Source organism: Nitratireductor sp. GISD-1A_MAKvit (assembly GCF_040819555.1).
GTDB lineage: Bacteria > Pseudomonadota > Alphaproteobacteria > Rhizobiales > Rhizobiaceae > Nitratireductor.
On the sequence record NZ_CP161920.1, the window covers coordinates 1,473,351 to 1,495,510 of the forward strand.

18 protein-coding genes, 1 tRNA gene and 1 pseudogene are annotated in these 22,160 nt (G+C 58.8%); 16 read left to right on the forward strand and 4 right to left on the reverse strand.

Annotated elements, in window-relative coordinates; all coding sequences use genetic code 11:
* The first annotated feature begins 33 nt into the window (after positions 1-33).
* From AB2N04_RS08330 to AB2N04_RS08385, 12 genes are all read left to right on the forward strand, one after another.
* Positions 34-1,776, forward strand: a complete 1,743-nt coding sequence (locus tag AB2N04_RS08330) for an ABC transporter permease (RefSeq protein WP_367718285.1) — start codon at positions 34-36, stop codon at positions 1,774-1,776.
* On the forward strand, positions 1,769-2,848 hold the full coding sequence (locus AB2N04_RS08335) for an ABC transporter ATP-binding protein (protein ID WP_367718287.1): 1,080 nt from the start codon (positions 1,769-1,771) through the stop codon (positions 2,846-2,848). The genes AB2N04_RS08330 and AB2N04_RS08335 overlap by 8 nt, the downstream gene beginning before the upstream one ends.
* Positions 2,849-2,881: 33 nt before the next feature.
* Positions 2,882-3,517: a GntR family transcriptional regulator gene (locus AB2N04_RS08340; RefSeq protein ID WP_367718289.1), complete on the forward strand. Its 636-nt coding sequence runs from the start codon at positions 2,882-2,884 to the stop codon at positions 3,515-3,517.
* A gap of 107 nt (positions 3,518-3,624) precedes the next feature.
* Positions 3,625-4,524 carry a proline iminopeptidase-family hydrolase gene (locus tag AB2N04_RS08345; RefSeq protein WP_367718291.1) on the forward strand — a complete coding sequence of 300 codons (900 nt, stop codon included), beginning with the start codon at positions 3,625-3,627 and terminating at the stop codon, positions 4,522-4,524.
* A 14-nt stretch (positions 4,525-4,538) separates the two neighbouring features.
* Positions 4,539-5,384, forward strand: coding sequence for a carbon-nitrogen hydrolase family protein (locus tag AB2N04_RS08350; protein WP_367718293.1), 846 nt, complete (start codon positions 4,539-4,541; stop codon positions 5,382-5,384).
* A gap of 108 nt (positions 5,385-5,492) precedes the next feature.
* Positions 5,493-6,260: an autoinducer binding domain-containing protein gene (locus tag AB2N04_RS08355; RefSeq protein ID WP_367718295.1), complete on the forward strand. Its 768-nt coding sequence runs from the start codon at positions 5,493-5,495 to the stop codon at positions 6,258-6,260.
* A gap of 70 nt (positions 6,261-6,330) precedes the next feature.
* The gene (locus tag AB2N04_RS08360; RefSeq protein WP_367718297.1) at positions 6,331-7,254 is read left to right on the forward strand and encodes an ABC transporter permease; all 924 of its coding nucleotides are present in this window, start codon (positions 6,331-6,333) and stop codon (positions 7,252-7,254) included.
* A complete protein-coding gene (locus AB2N04_RS08365) occupies positions 7,251-8,090 on the forward strand; it encodes an ABC transporter permease (protein ID WP_367718299.1) in 840 nt (279 codons plus the stop codon). The genes AB2N04_RS08360 and AB2N04_RS08365 overlap by 4 nt, the downstream gene beginning before the upstream one ends.
* 24 nt (positions 8,091-8,114) lie before the next feature.
* Positions 8,115-9,683: an ABC transporter substrate-binding protein gene (locus tag AB2N04_RS08370; protein ID WP_367718301.1), complete on the forward strand. Its 1,569-nt coding sequence runs from the start codon at positions 8,115-8,117 to the stop codon at positions 9,681-9,683.
* Positions 9,684-9,768: 85 nt separating this feature from the next.
* On the forward strand, positions 9,769-11,358 hold the full coding sequence (locus tag AB2N04_RS08375) for an ABC transporter ATP-binding protein (protein ID WP_367718303.1): 1,590 nt from the start codon (positions 9,769-9,771) through the stop codon (positions 11,356-11,358).
* A 235-nt stretch (positions 11,359-11,593) separates the two neighbouring features.
* Positions 11,594-15,217, forward strand: a complete 3,624-nt coding sequence (locus AB2N04_RS08380; protein ID WP_367718305.1) for a peptidoglycan-binding protein — start codon at positions 11,594-11,596, stop codon at positions 15,215-15,217.
* 92 nt (positions 15,218-15,309) lie between these two features.
* Positions 15,310-15,612: a transposase gene (locus AB2N04_RS08385; protein ID WP_367718307.1), complete on the forward strand. Its 303-nt coding sequence runs from the start codon at positions 15,310-15,312 to the stop codon at positions 15,610-15,612.
* 197 nt (positions 15,613-15,809) lie between these two features.
* Here the strand turns inward: AB2N04_RS08385 and AB2N04_RS08390 are convergent, their stop codons facing one another.
* Positions 15,810-16,547, reverse strand: coding sequence for a hypothetical protein (locus AB2N04_RS08390; RefSeq protein WP_367718309.1), 738 nt, complete (start codon positions 16,545-16,547; stop codon positions 15,810-15,812).
* A 246-nt stretch (positions 16,548-16,793) separates the two neighbouring features.
* Here AB2N04_RS08390 and AB2N04_RS08395 point away from each other — a divergent pair, with 246 nt between their 5' ends.
* A complete protein-coding gene (locus AB2N04_RS08395; RefSeq protein WP_367718311.1) occupies positions 16,794-17,252 on the forward strand; it encodes a helix-turn-helix domain-containing protein in 459 nt (152 codons plus the stop codon).
* Between the two features lie 40 nt (positions 17,253-17,292).
* On the opposite strand, the gene AB2N04_RS08400 is transcribed toward AB2N04_RS08395, so the two are convergent.
* Positions 17,293-17,369, reverse strand: a tRNA-Met gene (locus tag AB2N04_RS08400).
* Positions 17,370-17,593: 224 nt separating this feature from the next.
* On the opposite strand from AB2N04_RS08400, the gene AB2N04_RS08405 reads away from it, so the two are divergent.
* Complete coding sequence (locus AB2N04_RS08405) at positions 17,594-18,547, forward strand: Gfo/Idh/MocA family protein (protein ID WP_367718313.1); 954 nt, start codon at positions 17,594-17,596, stop codon at positions 18,545-18,547.
* Between the two features lie 113 nt (positions 18,548-18,660).
* Here AB2N04_RS08405 and mnmA read toward each other — a convergent pair.
* Positions 18,661-19,834 (reverse strand): annotated as a pseudogene (gene mnmA, locus AB2N04_RS08410) (tRNA 2-thiouridine(34) synthase MnmA).
* A 285-nt stretch (positions 19,835-20,119) separates the two neighbouring features.
* On the opposite strand from mnmA, the gene AB2N04_RS08415 reads away from it, so the two are divergent.
* Positions 20,120-20,395: a DUF1153 domain-containing protein gene (locus AB2N04_RS08415; RefSeq protein WP_295813786.1), complete on the forward strand. Its 276-nt coding sequence runs from the start codon at positions 20,120-20,122 to the stop codon at positions 20,393-20,395.
* A 203-nt stretch (positions 20,396-20,598) separates the two neighbouring features.
* Here AB2N04_RS08415 and AB2N04_RS08420 read toward each other — a convergent pair whose 3' ends face one another.
* Positions 20,599-20,973, reverse strand: a complete 375-nt coding sequence (locus AB2N04_RS08420; protein ID WP_367718316.1) for a flagellar export protein FliJ — start codon at positions 20,971-20,973, stop codon at positions 20,599-20,601.
* Positions 20,974-21,416: 443 nt separating this feature from the next.
* Here AB2N04_RS08420 and ctrA point away from each other — a divergent pair, with 443 nt between their 5' ends.
* A complete protein-coding gene (ctrA, locus tag AB2N04_RS08425; protein WP_223021304.1) occupies positions 21,417-22,112 on the forward strand; it encodes a response regulator transcription factor CtrA in 696 nt (231 codons plus the stop codon).
* The last annotated feature ends 48 nt before the right edge of the window (positions 22,113-22,160 follow it).

A 22,160-nucleotide genomic window follows, 5' to 3' on the forward strand; every position in this document is an offset into this window, starting at 1 on the left:
CGGCCGCCGCATGGCGAAAGAGAAATCCAGATCATGAACACGCAAACCGCCGAAACCACGCTTGCGCCACCGCACGCCGGCCCGGCATTGCTGCCCCTCAGCCGGTCGCGCATGGCGCAATGGCTCATCTTCATCATCACGGCGGTGCTTGTGCTTGCACCCGCTCTGCCGATCCTGCTGCAGGTGTTTGTCGGCGGTCCTCTCTATGAGCGGGAGTGGGATTTCACATTCGCCAATATCGGACGGCTTCTCGGCAATGAGGCGATAGGCGAAATTGCCCTGACAACGCTCGTCTTTGCAGGCCTGACGACCGTCATCGCGCAGGTGCTTGGTGTGGCAGCGGCGCTTCTGTTCGGGCGCACCGACATGCCCGGCCGTCGGGTGATGGGCGACATGATGATGTGGCCGCTCTATCTCTCGCACCTGATCATGGTCGTGGGCTGGCTCATCGTTTATGGGCCTTCCGGCTTCCTCACACAGGCCGTCGCGCGGATATTTGGCGAGGCGCCCTGGAACCTCTACTCTATACCGGGCATGGCTCTCGTTGCCGGTGTTTCTCAGGCGCCCCTGGCCTATCTTTACTGCCTCTACGGCGTGGTACGTTCAATCGACCCGACGTTGGAAAGCGCGGCGCGCACCTGTGGCGCAGGACCGCTGACCGTGATGCGGCGCGTGACCTTGCCGTTGATGCTGCCGGCCATTGTCACGTCAAGCGCGCTCAATATCGTGATCGCCGTGGAAATGCTCTCGATCCCGCTTTTTCTGGGCAGGCCTGCGCGGATCGATACCCTGTCATCCTATCTTTATCTGGAGGGGATCGGCGCGTCCAATCCGCAGCATGGCATGGTGGCCGCTTCGGCCATGGTCCTTGTAGTGCTTGTCGGGGCGACCCTGGCATTGCAGCGATTGCTTCTGTCGAAGGGGCATCGCTATGAAACCGTAAAGGGCAAGGGCACACGGCCTGCTCCACTGCAGCTTGGCGCACTCAAATGGCCATTGTTCACGCTCGCCGTGCTTTACATGGTTTTCGTTGTCCTCGTGCCGATCCTGGGGCTGGTCCTGCGGGCGTTCACCAGTTATCTGACACCGCTCATCCCGATCTGGCAGGTACTGACGCTGCAGAACTTCAAGGACGTCTTCCAGACGGATGCCTATATGCGCGCACTCTGGAACACGGTGGTCATCGCGCTTGCCGCGGCCGGTCTCGGAACGCTTCTGACGGCACTGATCGCCCTCGTCATCCAACGTTCCAGCTTCCCGTTCCGACGCACACTGGAAGCACTGGCCTATTCGCCCCGCATGGTCCCCGGGCTGATCACGGGCCTGGGCGTCTTTTATGCCGCGATTGTCTTTGCACCCTTTGGTTGGCTGCGTGACAGCATCTGGATCCTTGTCGTGGCGTATATCATGGCAACCATTCCGCTTGGTCTCGGCGCGGTCCAGCCGTCGGTCGTGCAGATCGGTGCTGATCTGGACAAGGCCGCCCGCACGATCGGTGCCGACTGGATAACCAGCATGCGACGTATCCTTCTACCGCTGATGAAGCCGGCGCTTCTGGGGTGTTTTGTCCTGCTCTTCGTCGTGCATCTGAAATCCTATGTAGTGGCCATTTTCCTCATGGCACCGGGCCTGGAGATCATGGGTGTGACAATGCTCGGTCTCTGGGAAAATGGAGCCGCGGGCGTGACTGCCGCCTTCGCCACCCTGCAGATCGTGATGATCGCGATATTGCTGATCGCCGCCCGTCTCGTTTTTGGAGTCAAGCTCTATGAATAAGCTCATTCTGCAAAATCTCACCAAGAGCTACGGCGACGTTCACGCCGTCAACGACATTTCGCTGTCGGTAGAGCAGGGTGAGTTTCTCACGCTTCTGGGACCGAGCGGCTGCGGAAAGTCGACCACGCTTTCGGCGATCGCCGGTCTCGACCGCCCCACCTCGGGGGCCATCCGGTTTGGCGACCATGTGCTGTTCGATGAAGCCACCGGCCAGTTTGCCCCGCCTGAAAAGCGTGGCTTCGGCGTCGTGTTCCAGTCCTATGCGCTCTGGCCGCACCTGACGGTTGAGCGCAATGTCTCAATGCCTCTGGAATTGCGCAAGGTGAGCCGCGCCGAGCGAAGGCGGCGGGTAGATGAAGCACTAGAACTGGTGGGGCTCTCAGGCTTCGGCAAGCGCTATCCCGGTGAGTTGTCGGGCGGTCAGCAACAGCGTGTTGCGCTGGCGCGGGCCGTGGTGTTCCGCCCGCCGCTGCTTCTGCTCGACGAGCCGCTCTCCAACCTTGATGCACAGCTTCGCCAGAGTGCCAGGGTCTGGCTCAAGGAAATTCAGCGCGAGCTTGGCCTGACCGCGATCTACGTGACCCACGATCAGGAGGAAGCGCTGGCCATGAGCGACCGCATTGCCGTCATGCGGTCGGGGAGAATCGTGCAGTTGGGAACGCCGCAGGAAATCTACGAACGTCCGCAGCATCCTTTCGCGGCAACCTTCATCGGTAGCGCCAATCTCATCGAAGGCATTGTCGAGCAAAGTGCGCGCAGGGGCGAAACGATCGTCACCCGCGTGCGGCTGGCCGATGGCCAGTATCTCGATGGTCAAAGTATCGTTCCAATGACTGCGGGAGCAAAGGCCAGGCTGGCGGTGCGCGGAGAGCGAATGCGCGTTGCGGAGAAAAATGGTGCGAACACGCTGGATGCGGGTTTCACCACCGCGAGCTACCTGGGCAACCATTATGAGCAGAAGCTTACTCTGGCGGGCCAGGAAATCCGGATGCTGGTGGACGCGCCACAACCTGAAAGGGCGGGGAAAATTCACATTGCGGAGAGCGATGCCCTTGTCTTTTCGGCAGAGTAGTGGGAACCCTCGAGAGGTTTGGGGAATGCAGCGATGAGCAAAAGGGAGATCAAAAGCGGGCTCGCAGAGCGTTTGCGCGCCGATATCGCCGCTGGTTTCTATCGACCGGGCGAATGGCTGCGGCTCGTCGATCTGGAAGAGCGCTACGGGGTGGGGCGGTTTGATGTGCGTCAGGCGCTTGCCCAGCTCGCTACAGGCCATATGGTCAGCCACGTGCCCAACCGCGGCTACCGTGTGGCTCAGACGGATCGCAACCAGCGTGACGAACTGACGAACACTCGCCTTCTCCTCGAAGTTCCAGCGGCGGAGCTTGTTCTGGAGCAGGCGACCGCAGAGGACGTGGAACGCATTGAAGGGGCTGCGCGGGCTTTCGATGAAGCACTCGGCACTGTTTCTTATCCTGAAGCCCAGAAGTTGAACCACGCGTTCCACCATGCATTCTACGCCTGCTGTGGCAACCGCACCCTGATCGACCTGATCCATGAACTGCGGGAGCGCAACCTGCCGGGTGAATGGAACCTCTGGGCAATGCCAGCCAAGGCGCGATCGAGCAGCCTCGATCATCTGGAAATGGTGGAGGCGCTGAAAACGCGTGATCGCGAACGCATGGCTGCGGTTGTGTCCCGCCATCTGACACGTTGGCGTGAAGAGACCCCGGGCAAAGGCTGACACTGGTCCCCACACGTCCATCCGACACGCTTCCCTGCTATTTCTTACAGATTGAAAGGCTGCATGCAGCGGTGAAGGCTCTGTTCAGATCCCAGAGGAGTATTCATATGCCTGCAGTTGATTTGGTTGAAGGTTACGCCCCCTTTCGTGAACACAGGACCTGGTATCGGGTCATGGGAGATCTCACATCCGCGAAGGTCCCGCTCGTCGTTGTCCACGGTGGCCCGGGGTGCACGCATGATTATCTGGAGAGCATCTCGGATATTGCAGCGACAGGCCGCGCTATTGTCTTCTACGATCAGATCGGAAACGGACGCTCGACGCATTTGCCCGAGGCCGGCTGCGACTTCTGGACCGTCGACCTGTTTCTTGATGAACTCGACAACCTCCTCGACCATCTGGGCATTCGCGGACGCTACAACCTTCTTGGTCAGTCCTGGGGTGGTATGCTTGGTTCTGAACATGCCGTTCGCCAGCCCAAAGGGTTGAACGGTATCATCATCGCCAATTCCCCCAGTTCCATGAAAGCCTGGGTTGAGGGCTGCCTGGAACTGCGCACGAAACTGCCGCAGGAAACGCAGGATGTGCTTGCGCGCCACGAGGCGGATGGCAGCTACGATCACCCTGATTATCAGGCAGCATCGCAGGTTTTTTACGAACGCCATGTCTGTCGCCTCCAGCCCATGCCGGATTTCGTAAAGCGCACCTTCGACTGGATCGATCGCGATCCGACGGTCTACCACACGATGAACGGCCCCACGGAATTTCATGTGGTCGGCACGCTGAAGGACTGGACCGTCGTAGAGCGGCTACACCGGGTTCAGGCTCCCACGCTGGTGATATCGGGGGCTCATGACGAGGCCTCACCTAAAACGGTGCGCGAATTTGCCGAGCGTATCGAAGGGGCTGTCTGGGAGGTCTTCGAGGAGTCGAGTCACATGCCGCATGTCGAAGAGCGTGGTGCATATATGGCAGTCGTCGCCGATTTTCTGGCACGACTGGATTGAGAGGGAGGGGACCGATGTCCAGGCTTCGCGTTGCTGCGATCCAGTTGAATACAACGGGTGATGTGAACGACAACAATGTGCAGATCGAGAAACTGGTGCGGCAGGCGGCCGGCGAGGGAGCGACCTTCATCAGCCTGCCGGAGGCAGCCAACATTCTCCTGCGCGACAATCTGCGATATCCGTCGGTCTGCCTTCCGGAAGATGAGGACACCACGCTTGCGCTTTGTCGCTCTTTGGCAGCCGAGTTTGAAATATGGATCCACGCCGGCTCGCTTCTGGTTCGTCATGAGAACGGCCAACGCGTCTGGAACCGCGCCTATCTCATTGCCCCATCGGGTGATGTTGCAGCGACCTATGACAAGCTGCACACATTCGATGTGAAGCTGGGTGGTGGCGCCGATTTTCAGGAATCCGCAGCCGTTGCTCCGGGGGAGGGCGGCGCCGTTGTTGTCGATATGGGCGATTTCCGTCTCGGCCTGTCGATCTGCTACGATATTCGCTTTTCCTATCTGTTCGATGCGCTCGCTGGCGCAGGTGCCAATGTGATGATGATCCCAGCCTCCTTCTCCACGGCAACAGGACCAATGCACTGGGAGCCACTCCTCAAGGCTCGTGCGATCGAAACCGGTTCATACGTGATTGCTGCGGCACAATGCGGCGAACGCGAAGGCGTGCGGGTTCACGGCCAATCCCGGATCATCTCCCCATTCGGAGAGGTGCTTGCGGCAGGAGGCGACGAACCATGCATCCTCAGGGCAGACATCGACAGTTCGTTGATTGAAACCACCCGCCACAGGCTGCCTACCCGGCTTCAGAGACGCGAGATCGGAACGCCCCGTATCGTTCCGGTCCATCCGTAGAATGGGGAAGGGATTTGTTGAAATCGGACTTGCCACCGGAAAATCAGGGCCTTAGCCTTCCAGCATGCAGGCTTGGGGATGTCTGAAAGTTTCGAATAGATCCGGGTGATGAACAGTAAGCCGACAACGCAATCCACTTCCGAACTGGACCGCAAAGTCGACCGGGCAGCCCGCTCGGTGGCCAGGTTCGGCATGCAGGCGCTGATCTACGATTTTTCACCAGTGCCGTTCACGCCGGAGGGTGAGCTGATCACTCCCACCCTTCTTGCGTCCCGAAACGTTCCCGGCGAGATGGCGAGACTTTGGTGCAATGACGGCTTCTACCAGCTCGACCCGGTGCAGAAGATTGCGCTCACCCGTGCGCGCCCTGTTTATTGGTCTTATCACTGCGACGAGTCTTCGGAGTTGAGCCAATTCGGCGACATTCCTGCAGAGGTCGCCGGGTTTTTGCGTCAACACAAGCTGGCGCGCGGTATCACGGTGGCCGTTCGCGGCGGGACGCGCGGTCTTGCGACGGTGACCGGCATCTGGAACGAACGGCCGCCCGAGCGGCGGCTCGACAATGAACTGGCGGCAGCCTTCTCCCTGATGGCGCAGGAGCTGCAGGACGAGATCATGGCTTCGATCAGCGATGAAGCGATGATGACAACTGCCGTACGCCTGACGCCACGCGAGATGGAATGTCTGCGTCTGTGTGCCGAAGGCAGGCCCGACAAGCAGGTGGCTCATGTGCTCGGTCGGTCGCTTTCCACCGTCATCATGCACATGCAGTCGGCCATGAAGAAGCTCGGCGCCCGCAATCGGGCCCAGACGCTGGCGCGAGCGGCCCACTATGGCCTGCTCGATCCGGTGCCCTCCTTCCGATCCAACCTGTAAGTTCTTCCAGCTAGGCGGTCTCCCGCTCCCTTCCTAGGCTCCAGAAAGGAGAACAATGAGGAGGGTGGCTTTGGGACGACGCTTCTGGCTCAAGCGTTTCTTGCGAACACTGATCACGCTATGGGCGGTGGTCACGTTCACATTCGTCGTTCTGCGCACGTCGGGCGATCCGGTTGTGGCTCTGCTCAGTCCCGATGCCCTGCCGGCCGAGATCGAACAGTTTCGTCAGAAATGGAAACTCGACCGTTCCCTCTTCGAGCAATATCTCACCTATATGCTCAATCTTCTTTCCGGAGATTTCGGGCACTCCTATCAGGACGGGCGCGCCGTGACGGCGATTATCGCCGAGCGCCTGCCGAACACATTGCAACTTGGAGCCGTGGCCTATCTCTGGGCGCTTGCAATCGGCATTCCCGCTGGCATCCTTGCCGCGCTCAAACGCGACAGTCTGCTTGACCGTGGTGTTATGACCTTCGCCGTGGTCGGTTTTGCGCTGCCGAACTATTTCCTCGGCATTTTGATGATCCTGCTTTTCTCGTTTTATCTGCGCTGGCTGCCAAGCGCGGGTGCTGGCAGCGCGCTTCATCTCATCATGCCCGGTCTCACGCTGGGGTTCTACGTTGCGGGAACACTGGCGCGTTTCACCCGCTCGGCCATGCTGGAAGTTCTGGAGCGCCCCTATATGCGCACGATCCGCGCAAAGGGCGCGCCCTTTCTCTACGGTGTGCTGCGGCACGCGCTACCCAATGCCGCCATTCCGATCGTCACCATCCTTGGCCTCAATCTTGGCGCGCTGGTGGGAGGCACGGTGGTCGTGGAAGCGGTTTTCGGCTGGCCGGGCATCGGGCGCCTTTTGGTGCAGACGGTTGCTTCGCGTGATCTGGCAGTGGTGCAGGGGCTGGTTCTGATGATGGCCACCTTCATGGTTCTCGCCAACCTCTTGGCCGATCTTACCTATTCCCTGATTGATCCGCGAATTCGAGTGAGCAAATGATGCGCCATGTTTCAACGATTGTCTGGCTCTCGATTGCGACACTGATCTGCGCGCTGCTGTTCGCACTGTTTGGCGGCTTGCTTTCCGACTATGCCGCAAGTCAGCAAAACCTGCTTGCACGCATGCGGCCGCCGCTGCTCTTCGGAGGCGATTTCGAGTTTCCGCTGGGCACGGACAGGCTCGGGAGAGACCTGGTCGCACGGATGGCCGAGGGATTGCGCATATCCCTTCTCATCGCGCTTCTGGGCTCGGTTCTTGGAGCGCTTTTCGGCTGCACGCTGGGCTTCGTCGCGGCGCATTTCCGCGGCTGGGTCGAAGAGACGATCATGATGATCGTGGACATTCAGGCATCCCTGCCATTCATCCTGATTGCCCTGACACTGCTTGCGTTTTTCGGAAATTCGTTCGGGCTTCTGATCCTGCTCATGGCGATGTTCGGCTGGGATTCTTATGCCCGCCTGTCGCGCGGCGTGGTCCTGTCAGCGAAGAGCCAGCCCTGGGCGGAAGCCGTCCGCACGCTCGGCGTGCCGCCTCTCGCCCTTTACCTGCGGCACGTGCTGCCCAATGTGGCTGGCATTCTCATTGTCCAGCTCACGCTGAACTTTCCGCAAATCATCCTGCTCGAAAGCGCGCTCAGCTTTCTTGGTCTCGGCATTCAGCCACCCATGACCAGCCTTGGCCAGATCATGGGGGACGGGCGGGACTACCTGTCCACCTCCTGGTGGATATCGGTGCTGCCGGGCCTGACGATTTTCCTCGTTTCTCTGGCGATGTGCGTGCTTGGAGACTGGCTGCGCGATCGTCTCGATCCGGCGCTGCAACGCGTGCGGCAATAACACAGAACCAATGGGAGAACCGACATGAACAGACGTGAATTCGGAAAGCTGATCGCCGGCACCAGCCTTATGGCGGGTATGATGCCCGGCCTTGCCCTTGCATCGGGAACGACGGAGCTGAACGTTGCCGTTGAGGCGCTCTGGCACAACATCGCACCCATCAACGGAATATCGAACGCCTCTATCCGCATCTTCCCGAACATCTATGACCGGCTTGTCGAGATCGACTATCTCAACGACCCGTCGGGCCAGACACTGATACCGCGCCTTGCGACTGGCTGGGAACGCGACGGGAAGGTCTGGACGATCACGTTGCGTGAGGGCGTGAAGTTCCACAATGGCGAGACGATGACAGCCGAGGATGTTGCCTTCACGCTTTCTGCCGAGCGGCTGTGGGGTGAAGAGCCCTATGAACCGCGCGGTCGCACCTACACCGCCGGTTTTGTGCGGGTCGAGGCGACCGGACCGCTGACTGTCGAGATCGAAACGGCGGATGAGGACATCAACATTCCCGGCAAGCTTTCAGGCTTCATCGGTTATGTGGTTCCCAAAGCCTATTACCTTGAAAAGGGCGTCGATGGTTTCGGTCAGGCACCAGTAGGGACCGGTCCCTACAGGGTGGTGAACTATCGTGGCAACGAGGCGGCACGGCTGGAAGCGTTTGCCGATCACTGGGATGGTGCGCCGCCGGTGGAGCGACTGAACTTTCTGCTCGTTCCCGAATATGCCGGGCGTCTTGCCGGGCTTGCGACCGGCGAGTTCGACATCATCGCATCCATTCCGATCGATCAGGAAAACCAGATCGAGACGATGGAAGGCGCCAACCTGATCCGCAAGCAGGTGAACAACTACACTGCGGTGCTCTTCAACACCCGCAATGATCCTGAAGGCAATCCGCTGCAGAATCAGGATCTGCGCTATGCAATGATCCAGGCAATCGACATGGATGCCATCGTTCAGGCGCTCTTTGGTGGGAACACTTTCTTTCCCGCCGTGCCATTCAATTTTCCCGAATATGGTGATTTCTACGATCCCTCCGCGAAGCCGCGCCTGCCATACGATCTGGAGGCGGCGCGGGCGTTGGTTGCGAAGTCCGGTTATAAGGGTGAAAAGCTCATCTGGCACATCACCCGTGGATTCTGGACAAACTACGATGCAGCCGCCGAGATCATGGTGGAGATGTGGCGGGAGGCCGGGATCAATGTAGAGGCGCAGTTCCTCGATAACTTCCAGCTTGCCTATGAACGGCCCTTCCATATGCTCGCGGTTTCCGGTGGAACCAGCTTCATTCCCGGCGATCCGTATCAGCCGCTCTGGCTCGACTGGAGCCCGACCGGCGTCATCTCGTCTGCTTCCTGGAAGACGTGGGATCCAACGGAACGGTTCGTCGAGATCGGCACGGCCTATGCCAAATCCACCGACCCGGAAGAGCGAAAGGCGCTCTTCCTCCAGCTCTCCGAAGAATGGCAGCGCGTTACGCCAGGGCAGTACATGTGGAAGTCGCTGGCCAACTGGGCCGTTCGGGACGGTATTTCCTTCGTTCCGGTGCCCGAGTTCGAGATGCGGCTGCATTCCGGCTACCTGAATCTCTGACGCACTATTTTCCCCGGGCCGTCCGGAGAGGGAAGGGCCGGGGACCTCGCGCGTCTCTGAAATGTCCGGCATTTGAGGAAACATCATGGCTCGATCCGCCCCACTGCTTTCCGTCGAGAATCTATCGATTGCATTGCCAGGCGTCGCCGACCGCACGCATGCCGTCGCTGATGTTTCCTTCTCCGTCGCCCCGGGGGAGATACTGTGTATCGTTGGGGAATCCGGTTCCGGTAAATCCGTCATGTCGCTTGCCATCATGGGGCTTCTTTCGCGCGGTCTTGCGGTGGAAGGTGGCAGGATTCTGTTCGAAGGGCGGGACCTGTTGACCATGCCGCCGAAGGCGCGGCGGGATCTGGCCGGCCGGCGCATCGCCATGGTGTTTCAGGAGCCGATTGCATCGCTCAACCCGTTCTATCGGGTTGGTGAGCAGGTCGCCGAAGTGTTTCGCTTGCACACCGACATGCCCAAGCGTGAGATCCGTGAACGCGTTCTCGAACTCTTTGGCGAGGTTCTGCTGCCGGAACCGGAAGCGATCTATGAGCGCTATCCGCATCAGCTTTCCGGCGGACAGTGCCAGCGCGTCATGATCGCGATGGCTCTGGCGCTGGAGCCTGCGGTGCTGATAGCCGATGAACCCACCACGGCACTGGATGTGACGACGCAGGCGCAGATACTGGATCTAATCCGCGATCTGCGCGCGCGTCACGGCACCGCCATCGTGTTCATCACTCACGATTTTGGTGTCGTCGAAGAGATCGCCGACCGGGTTGCCGTCATGCAGTCGGGATGCCTTGTGGAAGAGGGCACCAGAGCGCACATCATGGAAGCGCCGGAGCACCCCTACACGCGCGCTCTGCTTGCAGCGGTTCCAAAGCTCGCTCCGCGCGTGGTGGAATCCAACAATGCGCCCCCTTTCCTCGTTGCGAAGGGGTTGCAAAAGAGGTGGCCCGAGCGCGACATCCCAGCGCTCGACGACGTTTCACTTTCCATCCGTCCGGGCGAAACGGTCGGACTGGTGGGCGAGTCCGGTTCCGGCAAATCGACGCTGGCGCGCGCGATCATCCGCCTTGGCACGGTTGACGGTGGCAGCATCAAACTGAACGGCGAAGACCTGGTCAACAAGGAAGGTGCACCCCTGCGCTCTCTTCGCCGGCATGTTCAGATGGTGTTCCAGGACCCGTATTCCGCACTCGACCCGCGCCAGAAGATCGGTTCGGCACTGACCGAGGGGCCGATAGGCTATGGTCTGTCGCGCGGGGAAGCCTACGAGCGGGTGCGCGATCTGATCGCGGCGGTTGGGCTGCAGCCTTCGGCGCTGCACCGCTTTCCGCACGAATTTTCCGGAGGACAGCGCCAGCGCATCTGCATCGCGCGCGCCCTTGCGCTGCGTCCCGACCTGCTCATAGCCGACGAGGCGCTTTCTGCGCTCGATGTTACTATGCAGGCGCAGGTTCTGGACCTTCTGGGTAAAATGCAGGAGCGCTTTGGGTTCGCGATGCTGTTCATAACGCATGATTTGCGCATAGCGAGCTCTCTGTGTGACCGGATATGCGTCATGCAGCGCGGCCGCATCATTGAGGAAGCAGAACCGCGTACTCTCTTTGCGCAGTCGCAGCAGGCTTACACGCGAGCACTTTTGCAGGCGATACCTGGCGGGAGTCGCGAGAGCTGGTGACGCACCACTCCTGAGGGCTTCATTTCCAGGGCACTGCCGATGATATGGCCGTGCCAGGTTCAGGACGCACCGGCCCTGCCACTTTTTGCTTCAGCCAAATAGATGACTGGTAATCGATGTCCGGCATCGCAAGACTTGTCCTTCGGCAGTGAAAGGGCGATCCGCCTTGCTGCCGGTTGCTCTGATTTCTTTAGGGGCAGCATCATTTGGTATGAGTTTCTGCGGTGGGGTCGTCATGCTGAAGATACTTCCTGCATCCATAATCGCACTTGTCGTCGCACTTCCGTTGCCGGCAGTCGCTGTTGATCTGAATGACCTCTCCAGAGGACTGAATACGTTCTCCGAACTTGAGAGAGCGCTTCGTCGGTATCAGTCTCCCCCTGCTCAAGGCTCGCGGCAGGAGGCACCAGCTGCACGCATCGTGCAGCGCTCTTCCCTTAGGCGGGATGTGCGCGAGGTGCAGTCCCTGCTTGCCCAGCTTGGTTATGATCCCGGGCCTGTCGATGGATTGATGGGAAGACGTACCCGCGATGCAATCATCGCGTTCGAGCGTGATACCGGTCTTGCGACGAGGGGAGAGGTAAACAGCAATCTGCTCCGTCTTCTGCGCGATGTTGCTGCGGGTCACACCGGAACTCAGGCCGTGGCAAACGAACATAGGCCGAGCTTCGACTGTGCAAAAGCGTCAAGCAGAGTTGAACATGCCATATGCGGCAACGCGGACCTGGCGGAACTCGACCGTGCCGTTGCCAGGCATTACGCCGCAGCGCTGGAAGGGCTCGATGCAGGCGGCAGAGCGCGCCTTCAGGCCGAGCAGCGCGCTTGGATGGCGCAGCGCGATCGTTGCGGCAGTGATGTCATGTGTCTGGTACGCTCACTCGGCAAGCGGTCACAGGAACTGGTGGTGATTGCTGGCAATGGGCGTGGTGCTGTTGCCCAAAAGGCGGTTGCGCAGCAGGGTTCACCGGACGCGCCGCCCGATGTTGGCCCGGTCGCCGATGAACGGATCATCGTCCTTGCTGCCGGCCCTGGGGGAAGCCTTTCTCGAGAACTGCTTGGCAAGGAGAGCATTCAGCGGCAACGGGACTATCTGGTGTCCATGGTGGCTGCGGAGACCATCGGGACCGAGCATGAGCAGATTTTCGTAAATCACCAGACGTTGTCGGAATCTGAAGTTCGCGCGGCGGCGACCGCTGCCGGCCTTGCGGATACGGGCAGGCTCGAAGCCTACATATCCAAGGGTATGATCAGCAGGATACAGGATGTCGATAACGGCTATCTGACCTTCGATTACAATCAGTTCGAAGTCGCCCGCTTCAAATCTGCGCTGCGGGAGAAGGCATTGGCCGCCATTGCGCGTGATCGCCGCTCCTCACCACAGCGTCTGCTGCTGGTTTGCGGTCTGCGTGTTGGCGAGTATGATTTTGAAAAGCAGCGTTTTCCATTCGGTGAAAAAGAACTCGATACCTGTTTTGCGGGTGAGCAGAGCCCGGCGCGTGAGTTTTCCGGCTACCGGGCGCGTATTCCGGTGCGCACGAACATGAGGCCTGAAGGATTCTCGGTCGACCCGGCGACCGCCGAAGCGTTGATCAACCGGCTTGGACAGGCGCGATTCGCACTTGCGATCCCCGCGATTGTCGAGAGCCGGATCTCTCGTGACCGACATGGACGGCCTGAATTTGTCTTTGATGCGCGGCCTTCAGGTGCACTTGAGCTGCGATCGGGGCAGAATCTCGCAGAAGTCCTTTACCGCTATCCTGATGCTGCGTTGCGCGACATGACCGACACACCTGAGGCGCGCAGCCTGTCAGATTTCGGGCGGCCATGGTGGCTTGATACGCAGGAAGAAATTGCTCTGATAGCAGACAGGGCAGATACGGTTTCCATTGATGCGCTCGACGCCGATGGTCTGTTTGACGTGGAAACCGGGCTGACATTTTCCTTCCGCGTCAGATATGATGAAGCGCTGGCAGAGGGAAACCGCAATCTGGCTGCGTTTGCGAAGCCACAGAGCGACCGGGCTTTGCGGGACGTTGCTCAAGCCCTTCAGCTTCCCGTGGAAAATCTTTTGGTGACACCATTGCCGGTGGTTGGCCGCAATGGTCAGTTCGGTGCGGCCATGCTTGTGTTTCCACAAGACAGCGCTGGTTACATGGTCTCGCAGGAACTGCCCGCCCATGCAGAGCAGAACGGGGGCTGGCCATTTGCGGCAGTGGAAATGGCCGTGACCGCCGAAAAGCGCGTCACCTTGCCTGACGGACAACAAAGGCTCTTGCTCGCCGGGCATCCGGAGCGACTGGTTGTTCGCCGTGCGTTACGCGAGACAAGATGGCAGGATGCCCCTGAAATTGGCGCTGCGACGTTCCCAAGGGCTGGGCCTCGCGAATTTGAAGAGGTCCGCCTCGCCTGGAAGTCGGACCTGCTTTCGGTCGGTGCGAAACTTGCGGGTTGGGACACGGAAGACCTTTTTCGTGAGCAGCTGGAAAGCAGCTCTTATGCGCGCGACGACACGTTTGCCAAACGTGAAGCGGCTGCAGAGCTGGTCGCCGGCCTTGCTGCGCGCAGTGGCGAGCCCAGCGTGCACTGGCTAAAGGCGTATGTTCGCTTTGAACCCTACGATTTCGACCGAGAAGGCTGGCTGGTTCGCCCCGGATTTGAATTCAGCCCTGAAGCCGGCGAGGCAGACAATGCGCTGAACGTTTCCTTGCTCTCGGGTGAAACGCCTCAAGGCGTCATGGCTGATCAAGGCATGTTTGTGTCCATGCCTCCACAAGAGGCGCAGACATTTCAGCAAAGCAGTAAGAGCTTCCCGGTATTCGACGGGCTGCTGGCGCTTGGGATCACGGAAGTGGACCTGTCTTCTGCCCGTGCTTTCTCGATGGGCATGACGCTGCGATATCAGCCGGTGGAGATGTTGCTGTTTGATGCCGGGGAGGCGCAGACGGTCATCAATCCTCGATCGGTCCGCTTGCGGCATACATTCAAGGCTCCGCCAGTCGCCGCCAAAGGCCCTGATGCGGTGGCCGATGGCGCTCCCCCCGTGGGGCAGGCTGGGGAGTTTGCCGTGCTTGGTGTTTCTCTTGGTGCCGGATTTGAAGCGTCGGTGGAAAAGATTGCTCAACAGATCGGGGCAGAAAGGCGGCTCTTCGCACGCACTGCAGACAGGCAGGATGCCCTGCAGAACGAGCAGCCGATCAACGATTGGGATGCCTATCACAACGGGATCCTGCTGGAATCTGTAAAACGTCAGGAAATGGTCGCGCTCTACCACGAGCCTCCCACCCTTTCCGATGCCGTCACGGCTATCGTTCGTACGAGACTTTTCGGACCCGGCCAGGGACCGGTATGGGGACAATTGCGTGACCAGCTCCTGCAGACCTACGGGCAGATCGATGTGGAGATGCTGCAGGAACTGGAAAGGACGGGTTCCGTCTCTGTCTGGGCCGAGCCTGCTGTTTTGCCGGGTGCGCGGGCGAGACCCGTTGATAGCGCTGCGGCGGCGTGCAAACGCAGTCTGAATGCGATCGCGAGAAGCTCTTCGACACAGTTTCGCTTGAGTCTCAAAGCGCGGGAAGCAGGCAATTTGCGACCGGCTGACGCCCGGGCCACATGGGTGGATGAACACGGGCGGTCCACGGTTCCCGCAATTGCATCAACCTATTCTCTGCCGCAGCTTTTTGGGGGGCGCCAAGACTGTCCCGAATTTGAAGTCATGGTGCTTGGTGTCAAGCTCGGCGAGGACGGAAAGGTCGTTCACTTCCGGCAGGCCGTATCTGCCCCCGCACGCATGGCGCAGATTGAGGAGGAGCGGAAGGAGGCCACCATGAGCGATGCGGGCAGCAGCGATTTTGATCTTTGAGGATTTTCGGCCAACCGGTCATCTGACGGCAGGCCCGCCCGGGTGGGTTCCTCAGCGAATTCAACGAGGAACGGCCACACGAAGCCCTCAGTATGAAAACGCCCGCCCAGCTCAACACGCCTGCTTCAAGAACCTATCAGGGGTTGCCGGATGTGGAATACCCCTTTCACGACAAGGACATCCTCGTCACCGCATGCGGCCGCGTATGCATGGCAAGAAAGAAGATAAACGTCTCAACCGTCATGGCCGGTCAGAGGCCTGCAACCAAGGAGGTGGACGATGGCATTTGGCTGATCAGCTTCATGCACTATGATCTGGGATATATCGACCTGGAACAGAGAACATTGCAAACAATCGACAACCCGTTCGGCTCGAGATTGTCACCCATGGCTTAGGTACAAACTGTTACCTATGTCTCCGGGCCGTACACGGGGATTGATGGTAGCGGAGGACCGTGCTGGTCAATTCTCACACACCTGAGGATATCCTTCACGTTGGTCGCAGCCGCCTGAAAAATATAGTCAATTCGGGCTCGGAGGCGGTGGATTGGTGCAATCAGTTGCATGCAACCAATTTCGCCGTTGCCCTTTCACTACGACGGCTGCTTGCCGCGAATGAACTCGTTTGCCCAGATGTCTGCGCGGTCGTAGTACTCCACCCTCAGTTCAACGGCGGCATGATGTTCCTTATCGAGGTGGCTCAAGAAGACGATCACTGCGAACGTAAGGTGCTGCACAATCTCCTCGATCATCGCTTTGAGACGACCTTCGTCTGGGAAAGGTCCGATCTTGGTCATCATATCCGGGGAGATCAGAACGAAACTTTCGGGCGAGGCATGTGTCCCATACGTGCAGAATGTTTGATAAGTGGGCTTCCTATTCAGAGGTGCCTTTCCTATCCGTTTCTCGATGTCCTCTAATCGCATCCGCACTTGGAACGGAGAGAATTTGCTGGAGCGTTCGGCTTCCGATGCCCTCGTCCATTCGGAAATTGTCGAAGCGTCTCGCTCAAATAAATCGAGCAGAAGCGTCACTTCCAAGAGGTCGCGAACCAGCGATAGGCATTGGTTATAATAGCCCATTCGAGCCAATCGCAGAGCGGCGGCGCCCGAGTTGAAACATCTGGCTGCAAGACGAAGAACTATTAGTTCATCCGTTGAGCGGTGGTCGTAAGTTCGCAGCGCTCTGTCCAGACAATCCAAGCTCGCGTTTATCATCGCCACATGCTTTTGGAGTGCCAACGAAGAGAGAATGATCTCGTCATGGCGCTGTTCAATGGCGGTCTCATCGACCAGATATAGGCTTGAACGATTGCGTTGCCCGCCGCTCATTTTTACCCCTCTGTCCAACGGTCGCATTCTAATCTGCTTCTTCTTTGGCCACCCACCCTTATTATTCCGCGCCTCCTTGAGTGCCTCTTAGGGATCCTCCCTTGCCGCTTCAATCGCTAGGGCGCAGACAAAGGCATCTAATTGCTAGTCGAAGAGCTTCCGTGCCCATGCGCTCGTCGGAGAGGGAGGCTTCTTCGCCATTGCGTGAAAGTTCGAATTGAACGTGTATAGACGCCCATATCATACATGGCTCCGACCGATGTGAGCGAACAAAATGTTCGTATGCAGCAGTTCGGAAATAATCTGAGACGTCGGGCGAAAGAGCTTGGCCTGACGGACGCGGAGGTCGCGAGGCGCGTTGGCAGCAGCGAGCGGCGTTACGGCTTCTATGTGACGGGCGACAGGGAGTCTGACTTGGCAACGCTCTTGCGAATTGCCAACGTCCTCCAAGTCGATGCCGACCGCTTGTTGCGTCCCTGGGATGAGGCTGAACCATCAAAGGCAGACAGGCTGATAGCGCAGATACAATCCTCTGCCGCTGCGTTGCCAGGGGACCGCTTTCAACTGCTGGCGGACGTTGCTGCCACTTTCGCCGCTCACGACGCAAAGTCTGGGGCTATGGCAGCGGGTTCTAAACGCGAAAAAAAAGTCTATGAAAACAGCTGGTTAGCTGTTCTGATGGTAGCGCGCAGAATGAAGTTTTAAGACTATTTGTGCAGTAAAATCAACCGCTTAACACATGGACTGGTAGCGGAGGAGGGATTCGAACCCCCGACACAAGGATTATGATTCCTCTGCTCTAACCGACTGAGCTACTCCGCCGACCGGAGGCTGCGTGCGCGGCAAATCTACCGGCGGCCTCAAGAAGTCGCGCGGATATAAGGTGGACATGTCTGCCATGTCAAGCGGGCCCTCGCGTTTCTTTGGGAATTTGTCCTGGCACGCGATTTCCCCTAAGAAACAATCGAGTTTACAAGGGCAGGGTTGAGTCGCCGGTGCGGCCTCTGTATCTGTTTTCAGCGCCAGGATTTCAGGCGAAGGATTTGATGAAAACGCGTATTGCCGTACTTGGATGTGGTTACTGGGGCTCGAACCACATTCGCACGCTCCGATCTCTCGGTGTGCTTGCCGCCGTCTCCGATGCCAATGAGGCGCGGGCGGAAGGCTTTGCCAGCGAGCATGGGTGCGAAGCAATTTCTCCCGAGGCACTCTTCGAACACGAAGACATTGATGCCGTTGTTCTTGCTCTGCCGCCACAGTTTCACGCAGAATATGCCATGCGGGCCATGCGCGCCGGCAAGGATGTGCTGGTGGAAAAGCCCATCGCGCTCACTGTCGAGGATGCCGAGCGGGCCGTCTCCGTTGCGTCGGAGACCGAACGTATCATCATGGTGGGGCACGTTTTGCGCTACCACCCGGCTTTTGAAAAGCTGAAGCAGCTCATCGACCAGGGTGACCTTGGGGATATCCGCTATATCCACTCGCACAGGCTGGGGCTTGGCAAGTTTCACACGGAAAACGACGCCCTGTGGGATCTGGCGCCTCACGATCTTTCAATGATCCTTGCGCTTACCGGCGTGGCTCCTGAGGAAGTGCGGGGCGAGGGGGCGGCGCTGCTCGATCACCTGAGCGATTTCGCGCATCTGCACATGCGGTTCCCCGGCGGTCTGCGCAGCCACCTCTTCACATCGCGCCTCAACCCATATCGGGAACGGCGCCTGACCGTGGTCGGAGACAAGGCGATGACCGTGTTTGACGATGTCGAGCCGTGGGAGCGCAAGCTGGCCGTCTATCGTCATGCGGTCTGGCAGGACAGTGGCCACTGGGCATTCACCGCCAACGAACCGACCTATGTATCGGTGGAGGAAGGCATGCCGCTTACCCGGGAACTCCAGCACTTCATTCACTGTATCGAGACCCGAAGCGAGCCCCGCACGACCGGTGAAGAGGCAATCGAGGTTTTGCGCATCCTTACGGCTGGCTCCGTCACACACGGATAGAGGCCTGCGCCATCGGGTGCCAGTCTTTCCACGTTATTGCCGGTTGGGATCGGAAACAGCCGGGGCGGGCTGGCTGGCCGCGACACGTGGGGGCGCGTCAGCACAGTCGCCCGCTACGCGGTGTTTGCAAGACGGGACAATTGTTCCTCTGCTTCGACGCCGCGCTCCGAGCGTTCGATAAAGCCGCCGCCAAACACGCGTGCCTTGTTGCCTTCGTCGGAATAAAGAACGCAGGGCCTGCCCGGGGGCGATGCCCGCTTCTCCTTCCACAAGCTCCACCCATGTGTTGCCGTCTTCATGATGCAGAACAGCCGGGCGGGGCGGACGCGTCGAGCGAACTTTCGCATAAACTTCCATCCCGTCACGGGGCAGGTCGGTCAGCGGTTCGTCTCCAAGCCAGTTCACCTGACGAAGAAAAACCTTGCGTGTCTCCAGCGCTTCGCGCGGGCCCACGACCACACGCGCGTTGTCGGCGTCGAGATGAACGACATAAAGCGGTTCGCCCGTCGCCACGCCAATGCCGCGGCGCTGGCCAATCGTGTAGTGCATCACGCCGTCATGACGGCCCAGTCGCCGCCCGTCCAGATGCATGATCTCACCGGGTGTGGCTGCTTCCGGTCTCAGTTTGCTGATGATGTCGGAATATTTGCCGCGCGGCACGAAGCAGATGTCCTGGCTGTCCTGTTTCGTTGCGACGCTCAGACCCATCTCCTCTGCGATGGCGCGCACCTCCGGCTTGGAAAGGCCGCCAAGCGGAAAGCGCAGATAATCGATCTGTTCCTGGGTTGTGGCAAACAGGAAATAGCTCTGGTCCCGGTCCGCATCTACCGGGCGCATCAGCGCGCGGTGTGCGCCATTGGCGCGGCTGCGGATATAGTGCCCCGTTGCCAGTGCATCGGCGCCAAGCTCTCTGGCGGTTTCCAGAAGATCCGCAAACTTTACTGTCTGATTGCAGGAGACGCACGGGATGGGGGTTTCTCCGGCCACGTAGCTCTGGGCAAACGGGTCGATCACCGCTTCGCGGAAACGCTTTTCATAATTCAGCACATAGTGCGGGATGCCGAGTGTCTCCGAAACACGCCGTGCATCGTCGATATCCTGGCCGGCACAGCATGATCCGGGGCGATGTGTCGCCTCGCCATGGTCGTAGAGCTGAAGCGTCACGCCCACGACATCATAGCCTTCTTTCGCCAGAATGCCGGCAACAACGGAGGAATCCACGCCGCCGGACATCGCAACCACGATTCGGCAGTCCTGCGGGCGTCCGGGCAGGTCTAGGCTGTTCATTCGTCTGATCTTCTTTGCTTTTGCGTCGCAGGCTACATGCCAATGCGGCGAATATAGGTCAAGGATCGGGCAATCGCCAGCAAGAAGGTTAATTCGGTGCGCTCGGCTCAGAGCCTTGGTTTCGCTGGCGTTGCGGCTTCGATGGTTGCAGTTTGAACTAAAATCGCCCGAAATCCCTAACGCCGGATTCATGTCCGTTACCGTATGATTACCATGTGTTTAGGCAAATTTTAAAGCCGGCGCATTAGCTTGTTCGACGGGTCTTGAGTTCAGGTAGAGAGTACTATGACCGAAATGGTTCGACCGCGCGTAAAATACGTTATCGGCCCGGATGGCAGCCCGCTCACTGTTGCGGATCTTCCACCGACCAATACGCGCCGGTGGGTGATACGCCGAAAGGCGGAAGTCGTTGCCGCTGTCCGCGGCGGGCTATTGAGCCTTGAGGAGGCTTGTCAGCGTTATCGTCTGACGGTGGAGGAGTTCCTCTCATGGCAAGCCTCTATCGATGATCATGGCTTGGCGGGGTTGCGTACAACGCGTATCCAGCAATATCGGCATTGAACTGTTTCCGGCGCTCATCTTACTTTCAGGAAGGAGAGGGGCGGAAGCGTTCAGCAACAAGACCAAAAAGGGCCGGCGCATTTGCCGGCCTTTTTTCATACGCTTAGTAGGATTGCGCCAATCGCGAAAATAAATGGCAGGAACAATGCCCTGCCACAAAAAAAACCGGTCGTTGGTGGTAATTCGCGATGCAGCGATCGATCTCAGCCAGTCATGGCGCGCGACGCAGCTGCATCCTGACGCCCGCGCCCGTCACGATTTTCGAGGGCCTCCGCCTTCGCGAGCTCGGCCTCGGCTTCGCTCAGTTCCGCTTCGGCGGCCTTTCGCTGCTCGGTGAGTTCAATCTGTGACGTGCGCAGATTGTCCCGGCGCAGGCGTGCCGCCTTGGCGAAAGTCGGATAAGCAAAGTGATTGAGGTCGGTAATCCCGGCCTTGGTCTCTTCGGATGTGATCTGGGCATCGAGCTCGGCCGCCATGCGGTCGAATTCGGCGATCATCGAATCCAACTGCGCCATACGGCGGCGCTTCTCATTGACCTGAAACTGCTTCAGTCGAACCAGGTTTTCACGTGGCTTCATACTCGATACTCCCACAATACGCTCACACCAGCGCCCGTTGGCAGCTGTCTGACCCCGTCAACGCTGGGGCAGTTCCCGACGATACCCGGACTTAGGAAACAAATTCCTAAGATTCGGCTTCCTCGGTAACCATTCGTTTACGGGCATCGTTAATCATAAGGATGATGGCTTAAGGCACAGTAAAGATTATGCGTGAGAAACCCGTAATTCGATTGATCGGAGAGTCATTTAGCGCAAATTGCTAAAGCGATTCGATCTGAACAGGAGAGGATTTTTCAGCATTGGAATCAAAGTGGTGCCTTCAAAAGCTGAAAAGAGATTCTGGCGCTTGCCAGACCGAATTAGATTTTGTTAACCATTAACTGGCAGCCTTCGGATCAGGCAATTAATGCTTCGGTGCCGGGTACCTGCCAGGCCGGGTCGGCGGCGAAAAGGGGATAAAGATGCGCGTTCTGCTGATTGAAGACGACAGTGCCACGGCACAGAGCATTGAACTGATGCTCAAGTCGGAGAGCTTCAATGTCTACACGACGGACCTCGGTGAAGAGGGCGTCGATCTCGGCAAGCTCTATGACTACGATATTATCCTGCTCGATCTTAACCTGCCGGATATGTCGGGTTACGAAGTGTTGCGGACGCTGCGTCTCTCGAAGGTCAAGACGCCAATCCTCATTCTCTCCGGCATGGCTGGCATTGAGGACAAGGTGCGTGGCCTTGGCTTCGGCGCAGATGATTACATGACCAAGCCCTTCCACAAGGATGAACTTGTTGCTCGCATTCATGCGATCGTGCGCCGTTCGAAGGGGCATGCACAATCGGTCATCACCACCGGCGACCTGATCGTGAACCTGGATGCCAAAACGGTGGAAGTTGCGGGCCAGCGAGTGCATCTCACCGGCAAGGAGTACCAGATGCTGGAGCTCCTTTCCCTCCGCAAGGGTACGACATTGACCAAGGAAATGTTCCTCAATCATCTATATGGCGGCATGGATGAGCCGGAACTGAAGATTATCGATGTCTTCATCTGCAAGTTGCGCAAGAAGCTCGATGCAGCCTCGGGTGGTCAGAACTTCATCGAAACGGTCTGGGGGCGCGGGTATGTTCTGCGCGAGCCCGAGGAGATCCGTGAGAGCGCGTGATCCGCTCACGCGCTTCCAACGTCTACGGCGAACCCGGCCAGCAGGCCG

Excerpts from the sequence above, each read along its gene's own strand:
- AB2N04_RS08365 (WP_367718299.1), top strand. The coding sequence starts at position 7,251 with ATGATGCGCCATGTTTCAACGATTGTCTGGCTCTCGATTGCGACACTG.
- AB2N04_RS08330 (WP_367718285.1), top strand. The coding sequence starts at position 34 with ATGAACACGCAAACCGCCGAAACCACGCTTGCGCCACCGCACGCCGGC.
- AB2N04_RS08355 (WP_367718295.1), top strand. The coding sequence starts at position 5,493 with ATGAACAGTAAGCCGACAACGCAATCCACTTCCGAACTGGACCGCAAA.
- AB2N04_RS08375 (WP_367718303.1), top strand. The coding sequence starts at position 9,769 with ATGGCTCGATCCGCCCCACTGCTTTCCGTCGAGAATCTATCGATTGCA.
- AB2N04_RS08370 (WP_367718301.1), top strand. The coding sequence starts at position 8,115 with ATGAACAGACGTGAATTCGGAAAGCTGATCGCCGGCACCAGCCTTATG.
- AB2N04_RS08345 (WP_367718291.1), top strand. The coding sequence starts at position 3,625 with ATGCCTGCAGTTGATTTGGTTGAAGGTTACGCCCCCTTTCGTGAACAC.
- AB2N04_RS08390 (WP_367718309.1), bottom strand. The coding sequence starts at position 16,547 with ATGAGCGGCGGGCAACGCAATCGTTCAAGCCTATATCTGGTCGATGAG.
- AB2N04_RS08335 (WP_367718287.1), top strand. The coding sequence starts at position 1,769 with ATGAATAAGCTCATTCTGCAAAATCTCACCAAGAGCTACGGCGACGTT.
- AB2N04_RS08415 (WP_295813786.1), top strand. The coding sequence starts at position 20,120 with ATGACCGAAATGGTTCGACCGCGCGTAAAATACGTTATCGGCCCGGAT.
- AB2N04_RS08385 (WP_367718307.1), top strand. The coding sequence starts at position 15,310 with ATGAAAACGCCCGCCCAGCTCAACACGCCTGCTTCAAGAACCTATCAG.
- AB2N04_RS08340 (WP_367718289.1), top strand. The coding sequence starts at position 2,882 with ATGAGCAAAAGGGAGATCAAAAGCGGGCTCGCAGAGCGTTTGCGCGCC.
- AB2N04_RS08380 (WP_367718305.1), top strand. The coding sequence starts at position 11,594 with ATGCTGAAGATACTTCCTGCATCCATAATCGCACTTGTCGTCGCACTT.
- AB2N04_RS08420 (WP_367718316.1), bottom strand. The coding sequence starts at position 20,973 with ATGAAGCCACGTGAAAACCTGGTTCGACTGAAGCAGTTTCAGGTCAAT.
- ctrA (WP_223021304.1), top strand. The coding sequence starts at position 21,417 with ATGCGCGTTCTGCTGATTGAAGACGACAGTGCCACGGCACAGAGCATT.
- AB2N04_RS08395 (WP_367718311.1), top strand. The coding sequence starts at position 16,794 with ATGGCTCCGACCGATGTGAGCGAACAAAATGTTCGTATGCAGCAGTTC.
- AB2N04_RS08350 (WP_367718293.1), top strand. The coding sequence starts at position 4,539 with ATGTCCAGGCTTCGCGTTGCTGCGATCCAGTTGAATACAACGGGTGAT.
- AB2N04_RS08405 (WP_367718313.1), top strand. The coding sequence starts at position 17,594 with ATGAAAACGCGTATTGCCGTACTTGGATGTGGTTACTGGGGCTCGAAC.